Consider the following 6,312-nt stretch of genomic DNA (forward strand, 5'->3'; position numbering starts at 1 on the left):
GTCGGCCGAGAGCTGGCTGCTGGCCGGCGCCCCGCACCACACCGTGCTCAGCTCGGCCGTCGACGTCGAGACGCTGACCGACTACGCGGCCATGACCGGCGTCGAACTGCTCACCATCGACGAGCACACCAGCACCGACCAGTTCGCCAAGGAAATCCGCTGGAACGCCGCCTACCACCGCCTCGCCCAGGCCCTGTGACCATGACCGATGGCCGCGTCGAAGGAGAGGACCGATGACCGTACGAGTCTGCGACGGCCTGCGGGAGGAGGTCCTGAGGGCGAACCTCGCCATCCCCCAGGTAGGCCTGGCAACCCTGACGTGGGGGAACGTGAGCGGGGTCGACCGCGAGGCGGGGGTCTTCGTCATCAAGCCCTCGGGCGTGCCCTACGAGGATCTCGCTCTCGACGATCTGGTGACGGTCCGTCTGTCCGACGGCGCCGTGGTGGACGGTGATCTGCGCCCCTCCACCGACACCGAGACCCACCGCTGCCTCTACCGCGCCTTCCCCTCCATCGGCGGCGTCACCCACACCCACTCCACCCACGCCGTCGCCTTCGCCCAGGCCCGCCGCGACATCCCCGTCCTCGGCACCACCCACGCCGACACCTTCAACGGACCCATCCCCGTCACGCGCGACCTCACCCCCGAACAGTGCGCGAAGGACTACGAGTACAACACCGGCGTCGTCATCGTGGATCTACTGGGGGAGGAGGACCAGAGGGCGGTCGAGGTCCCGGCGGCCCTCGTGGCGAACCACGGCCCCTTCACCTGGGGCACCACCGCCCGCAAGTCCCTGGAACACGCGATCATCTGCGAAGCCGTCGCCGACATCGCCCTCCACACCCTGTCCCTGTCCCCAGCCGCCCCACCACCGGCCCACCTGCTCAAACGCCACTACACCCGCAAACACGGGCCCGACGCGTACTACGGCAACCCGGACATGCCCACGGCTTCCAGATGACCACTGCACTTCGCCACCGACCTGATCGGGCTGTGCCCGGCGTACAGCCCGACTCGTCTGCCGTCACCTGGGGATTTGCCGTGGAAGGGTCTCTGATCTGAGACGGAGGACCTCTTCTGTCTTGTGGTGTGGTTCAAGGTGTGGGGCACCGCACCCGCAGGCGCCCTCGGTCCGCTCAACATCACCTACGGGTCCGACTCCGACAGCCGCGACGGCGCTTTCGAGAACGGTGAGTTCAAGGCCACCCTGCCTCTGCGCGACGACGCCCTGTAGCCCCAGAAGGCCGACGACAACCGCCAGGCCAGTACGGCCACTTCGGACGCGGCGGCCATCCTCGCGAACACCCCGGGCGTCAACGGCCTCTACGGCGTCCCTCCTGCGACGGTTTTCCGCCGGCCCATGCCGTGGCCTCAGCGAGCAGGACGGCTTCGGTGCACATCGTCTCCGATGACTCCGATGCGTGGCCATGGTGCGTTCCATCGTCCAGCAGCGCCGGCGGCCTTGTCGCCGTGGAGCTTGTTCGGCCTGCGCCTTCGTCGGTCGCCCCGCGAGCGGATCGGCGGCACGCCCTGGACGAGCGGGCTGAAGGCCTGGCTCTCGTGGACGTTGGCACCCTGAGCCGAGCATCCGGACCTGCCGCGCCGGCCGGGCTCAGGCAACTCAGGGGGCTACCGGCGGTACCTTTCGCCGTTGTTGGTTGAGATTTCTACAGGCCCGGCAAACAGCACCACTCGTCTGTCCACTCGACGCGGTGAAACTAAAGCGCTTTCCATCTGCACCGACCCTGCAATCAGGAAGTCGGGGTGATCCGGAAATCTTTGGCAGAGCGGGCAATCATGCCGCGAGGTGGAATTCTTCTTTCCGCTTATTTGAGCGTGCGGGTCGAGTGTGCCATTTCACACACTCGACGGTTCGGCACCTGGTGTCTTCGGGGTGGGCGGCTTGTGGGCCGGTGCTTCCCGGCCTCGTCGGGTGCGCCCACCTGCGCAGAAGCAGTAGTCAGGGCGTCGAAATCCAGGCATATCATCTGATATCACCCCGTATCATGGATCCTGGTCAAGTGCTCCTGTCGGCAACCGGGAATTCACGAGCGGGGTGCCCGATTTTACTAAATTCTGGTGGAGTTCCGCGGCCGCACTATCTACAGGAGTGCCCCCTGTACTTCCAATATTCCTCAGCTCTCAAGTGCGGCTCGAGGTGGGCTTGAGAGGTCCTGGCGCGGGGCCCGTTAAAAAGGCATTGTTGCCTCTGCGGCATCGACAGGTAATTGGTTGAAAGTGAATCGATTCCGCAACGACGGGGAGCGAGACAACTGTGAACGGGGGAAAAGATCGTGGTCACGATCAATGTGCTAGGGCAATTGGAGGTCATCGCGGGCGGGCGCGACCTGGCGCCGACCGCACCTCGGGTCAAGGCGGTGCTGGCGCTGCTGGCGCTCAACGCGAACCGGGTGGTGGGCACGGACACCCTGTTCGCCGAGCTGTGGGACGACCGGCCGCCGCGCAGTGCGGCCACCACACTGCAGACCTACGTCTACCAGCTGCGCCGGATCCTGGACTCCATACCCCAGGGTGATCGGCGCTGCGACATCGTCACCAAGGCGCCGGGCTACGTCCTGCGCACCGGGGAGACCGACGCCGAGCGCTTCCTGACAGTGGCCGATCAGGGTCGCTGCCTGTGGCGCCAGGGCCATGTCGCGGAGGCCGCCGAGCGGCTGCGGCAGGCACTCGGCCTGTGGCGCGGCCATGCGCTGGCCGACATCAACCTGGGGCCGGAGCTGACGATCCACAAGGCGCACCTGTGCGAACTGCGGCTGCGTGTGCTGGAGTTGCGCATCCAGGCGGACGCCCGGCTCGGCCGGCACCAGGAACTGATCCCCGAACTGCGGTCGCTGGTCGCGGAGCACCGGCTCAACGAGCGGCTGCACGCCCAGCTGATCGACTCACTGCGCGCCGTGGGCTGCCGCGCCGAGGCGTTGCAGGCGTACCAGGATCTGCGCAGGGTGCTCAAGTCCGAGTTGGGCCTGGAACCGGCCCCGGACGTGCAGCGGCTTCAGGCCGAGGTGCTCAACGGGGTGCACGGCGGCTCCGTGACCGCCCTGTTGCGCACCGGCTGATCCGGCGTCACCCACCCGACAGGTCCGGGACGGAGCGGCGACTCCGTCCCGGACCGGTCCGCGGCTGCCCGCGGACCGGCCGACCGCCCCGACTCCGGGGCGGCGACGCAGTCATCGTCCTGTGAGGAGAACCCTGGCAATGACGCATGATCCTCCCTTGTCCCTGAGCGAACCGGAGGGCGAACCGCCCCGCTTCCGCGGCGCGGCGCGCTCGGTGATCAGCTACGGGCTGCTGGTCCTCGTGCCGTTGGCACTGGCGCTGTTGCTGCTGAGGTATGGCGTCGATCATCCGGTGAAGGAGATCACCGGCGCGACGAAGGCGGCCGAGCCGGCCGACCTGGTCGGTCAGGTGCTGGTGGCCGGGGCCGTGGTGGTCGCGGCGGCGGGGCTGCTGGGTCTGGCGGCCCGCGCGGTCGGCCAGTCGCCGGTCGTCGGCGAGATCCTGGCCGGCCTGCTGCTCGGACCCTCGGTGTTCGGGGAGTTGGCACCCGGTGTCTCCAAGGAGGTGTTCCCCGCGGCGGTGACGCCGATCATGAACAACCTGGCGCAGGTCGGCGTGGTCTTCTTCATGTTCCTGATCGGCCTGGAGATGCCGCTGACCATGCTGCGCAGACTCGGCGGCAAGGTGCTCTCCGCGGGGCACGCGGCGCTCGCCGTGCCCTTCCTGCTGGGCATGCTCGCCGCGCTGCGACTGCGCGACGAGTACCAGCCCGACGGGGTCCACACCGGGCCCTTCCTGCTGTTCGTGGCGCTGTCGGTGTCGGTCACCGCGTTCCCGGTGCTGGCCCGGATCCTCGCCGACCGGGGCCTGATAGGCACCCGGCTGGGCGCGATGGGCCTGGCCATGGCCGGCGTCGGCGACGTCACCGCCTGGTGTGCGCTGGGCGTGGTGGTCGCCGAGGTGCGCAGCGACTCGCCGCTCGGAGTGCTGGTCGCCGTGGCCGAGGTGGTGGCCTTCACGCTGTTGCTCTGGTTCGTGGTGCGCCCGGCGCTGGCGCACGTGCTGCGAGTGCTGGAGAGCCGGCACAGCGGGGCGCTGCCGGTCGGCACCCTGATCACCTTCTTCGTGCTGATCTGCGCGGTGACCACCAATGTGCTCGGGGTGCACGCGATCTTCGGCGCCTTCCTCGCGGGCGTGGTCATGCCGCGCTCCTCCCGGACGGTACGGGACTTCGCGCACCGGACCGAGGGCCTGGCGCTGTGGCTGCTGCTGCCGTTCTTCTTCGCCGCGGTGGGCCTGCAGACCCGGCTGCAGTCGGTGTTCTCGCTCTCGGCGCTCGGCGTGCTGGCCCTGGTGCTGCTGGTGGCGGTGGCCGGCAAGATCGGCGGGACGTTCGCGGCGGCCCGGTTGGCCGGTGAGGGCAACCGGGAGTCGCTGGGGCTCGGCGTGATGATGAACTGCCGTGGCCTGACGGAGCTGGTGGTGCTCAACGTCGGTCTGTCGCTGGGGGTGATCGACTCCCGGCTGTTCGCGGTGCTGGTGGTGATGACCCTGGTGACCACCGTGGCCACCGACCCGCTGCTGCGTCTGCTGCGGCTCGACCGGCTCTCGCAGACCCCTGGAGGCGGCTCGCTCCCGGTCGAAGCCCCCTCCCAGACTCAGGGAACGGCCGGGACACGTCAGCCATGAGAAACGGGGCTAGATCCGATGCGTGACGATGACACAACACATCCGACGAGTCCGACGAGTCCGATGCGGCGAAGCGTCGACACACTGCACGAGCTCAAGCAGCTCGTCCTGGAGGGGCCCAGTCCGGAGGCCACCGAACGGCAGCACGCCAAAGGGAAACTGACGGCGCGTGAGCGGATCGCCGTACTCCTCGACAAGGGCTCCTTCCAGGAGGTCGAGGCGCTGCGGCGGCACCGGGCCACCGGATTCGGGCTGGAGGGCAACCGTCCGCACACCGATGGTGTGATCACCGGGTGGGGGACGGTCGAGGGCCGCACGGTGTTCGTGTACGCCCACGACTTCCGGCTGTTCGGCGGTGCGCTGGGCGAGGCGCACGCCCAGAAGATCCACAAGGTCATGGACCTGGCGATCGCCGCGGGCGCCCCGCTGGTGTCGCTGAACGACGGCGCCGGCGCCCGGATCCAGGAGGGCGTGTCCGCACTGGCCGGCTACGGCGGGATCTTCCAGCGCAACACCCGTGCCTCCGGGGTGATCCCGCAGATCTCGGTGATGCTCGGCCCGTGTGCCGGCGGCGCGGCCTACTCGCCGGCGCTGACCGACTACGTCTTCATGGTCCGCGAGACCTCCCAGATGTTCATCACCGGCCCGGACGTCGTACAGGCCGTCACCGGGGAGAAGATCACCCAGAACGGCCTCGGCGGCGCCGATGTGCACGCGGAGCTGTCAGGCGTGGCGCACTTCGTCTACGACGACGAGCAGACCTGCCTGGAGGAGGTGCGCTATCTGCTGTCCCTGCTGCCGCAGAACAACCGGGAGCAGCCGCCGGCGGTGGTCACCGACGACCCGGCCGACCGGCGCGGCGAGGCGCTGTACGAACTGGTGCCCAGCGACGGAAACCGCCCCTACGACATGCGGGCGGTGATCGAGGAACTGGTCGACGACGGGGTGCACCTGGAAGTGCACGAGCGCTGGGCGACCAACGTGATCTGCACGCTGGCGCGGCTGGGCGGGCGGGCGGTGGGCATCGTCGCCAACCAGCCGCGCTCACTGGCCGGCGTGCTGGACATCGACAGTTCGCAGAAGGCGGCCGGATTCGTGCAGACCTGCGACTCCTTCAACATCCCGATCGTCACCCTGGTCGACGTGCCGGGCTTCCTGCCGGGCGTCGGCCAGGAGCACGACGGCATCATCCGGCACGGCGCCAAGCTGCTTTACGCGTACTGCAACGCGACGGTGCCACGGATCTCCGTGGTGCTGCGCAAGGCCTACGGCGGGGCCTACATCGTGCTGGACTCGCGTTCCATCGGCGCGGACCTGGCGCTGGCCTGGCCGACCAACGAGATCGCCGTGATGGGCGCCGACGGCGCCGCGGGCGTGATCTTCCGGCGGGAGATCGCCGCCGCCGAGGACCCGGAGGCGGTGCGCAAGGCGCGCACCGAGGAATACCGGACCGAGCTGATGCACCCGTACTACGCAGCCGAGCGCGGTCTGGTGGACGATGTCATCGACCCGGCCGATACCCGGGCCGTGCTGGTCCGGGGCCTGGAGATGCTCGCCACCAAGGACGCCGACCTGCCGATGCGCAAGCACGGCAACCCGCCGCA

General features: G+C 68.9%; 5 protein-coding genes and 2 pseudogenes. 6 read left to right on the plus strand and 1 reads right to left on the minus strand.

Going from position 1 to position 6,312, the window contains the following annotated elements; all coding sequences use genetic code 11:
• The 3 genes and pseudogenes from AQJ46_RS13665 to AQJ46_RS55435 form a co-directional block, all read left to right on the plus strand.
• A pseudogene (locus tag AQJ46_RS13665) lies at positions 1-199 on the plus strand (L-arabinose isomerase); the annotation flags it as partial.
• A gap of 34 nt (positions 200-233) precedes the next feature.
• Positions 234-962, plus strand: coding sequence for an L-ribulose-5-phosphate 4-epimerase AraD (araD, locus tag AQJ46_RS13670; protein ID WP_059205873.1), 729 nt, complete (start codon positions 234-236; stop codon positions 960-962).
• Positions 963-1,085: 123 nt separating this feature from the next.
• Positions 1,086-1,235, plus strand: a complete 150-nt coding sequence (locus AQJ46_RS55435) for a hypothetical protein (RefSeq protein ID WP_159064026.1) — start codon at positions 1,086-1,088, stop codon at positions 1,233-1,235.
• A 227-nt stretch (positions 1,236-1,462) separates the two neighbouring features.
• Here AQJ46_RS55435 and AQJ46_RS56200 read toward each other — a convergent pair.
• Positions 1,463-1,618 (minus strand): annotated as a pseudogene (locus tag AQJ46_RS56200) (IS5/IS1182 family transposase); the annotation flags it as partial.
• Between the two features lie 677 nt (positions 1,619-2,295).
• Between AQJ46_RS56200 and AQJ46_RS13675 the strand changes: the two are divergent.
• The 3 genes from AQJ46_RS13675 to AQJ46_RS13685 form a co-directional block, all read left to right on the plus strand.
• Positions 2,296-3,078 (plus strand): AfsR/SARP family transcriptional regulator, encoded by a 783-nt coding sequence (locus tag AQJ46_RS13675; RefSeq protein WP_063803808.1) that lies wholly within the window; start codon positions 2,296-2,298, stop codon positions 3,076-3,078.
• Positions 3,079-3,217: 139 nt separating this feature from the next.
• The gene (locus AQJ46_RS13680; protein ID WP_079072257.1) at positions 3,218-4,708 is read left to right on the plus strand and encodes a cation:proton antiporter; all 1,491 of its coding nucleotides are present in this window, start codon (positions 3,218-3,220) and stop codon (positions 4,706-4,708) included.
• A 63-nt stretch (positions 4,709-4,771) separates the two neighbouring features.
• A partial coding sequence (locus AQJ46_RS13685; protein WP_059205875.1) for an acyl-CoA carboxylase subunit beta occupies positions 4,772-6,312 on the plus strand: 1,541 nt, incomplete at its 3' end.

This window comes from Streptomyces canus (genome assembly GCF_001514145.1).
Lineage (GTDB): Bacteria > Actinomycetota > Actinomycetes > Streptomycetales > Streptomycetaceae > Streptomyces > Streptomyces canus.

What these genes read in the sequence shown, in the direction of transcription:
- AQJ46_RS13680 (WP_079072257.1), top strand. Translation starts at nt 3,218, where the DNA reads ATGACGCATGATCCTCCCTTGTCCCTGAGCGAACCGGAGGGCGAACCG.
- araD (WP_059205873.1), top strand. Translation starts at nt 234, where the DNA reads ATGACCGTACGAGTCTGCGACGGCCTGCGGGAGGAGGTCCTGAGGGCG.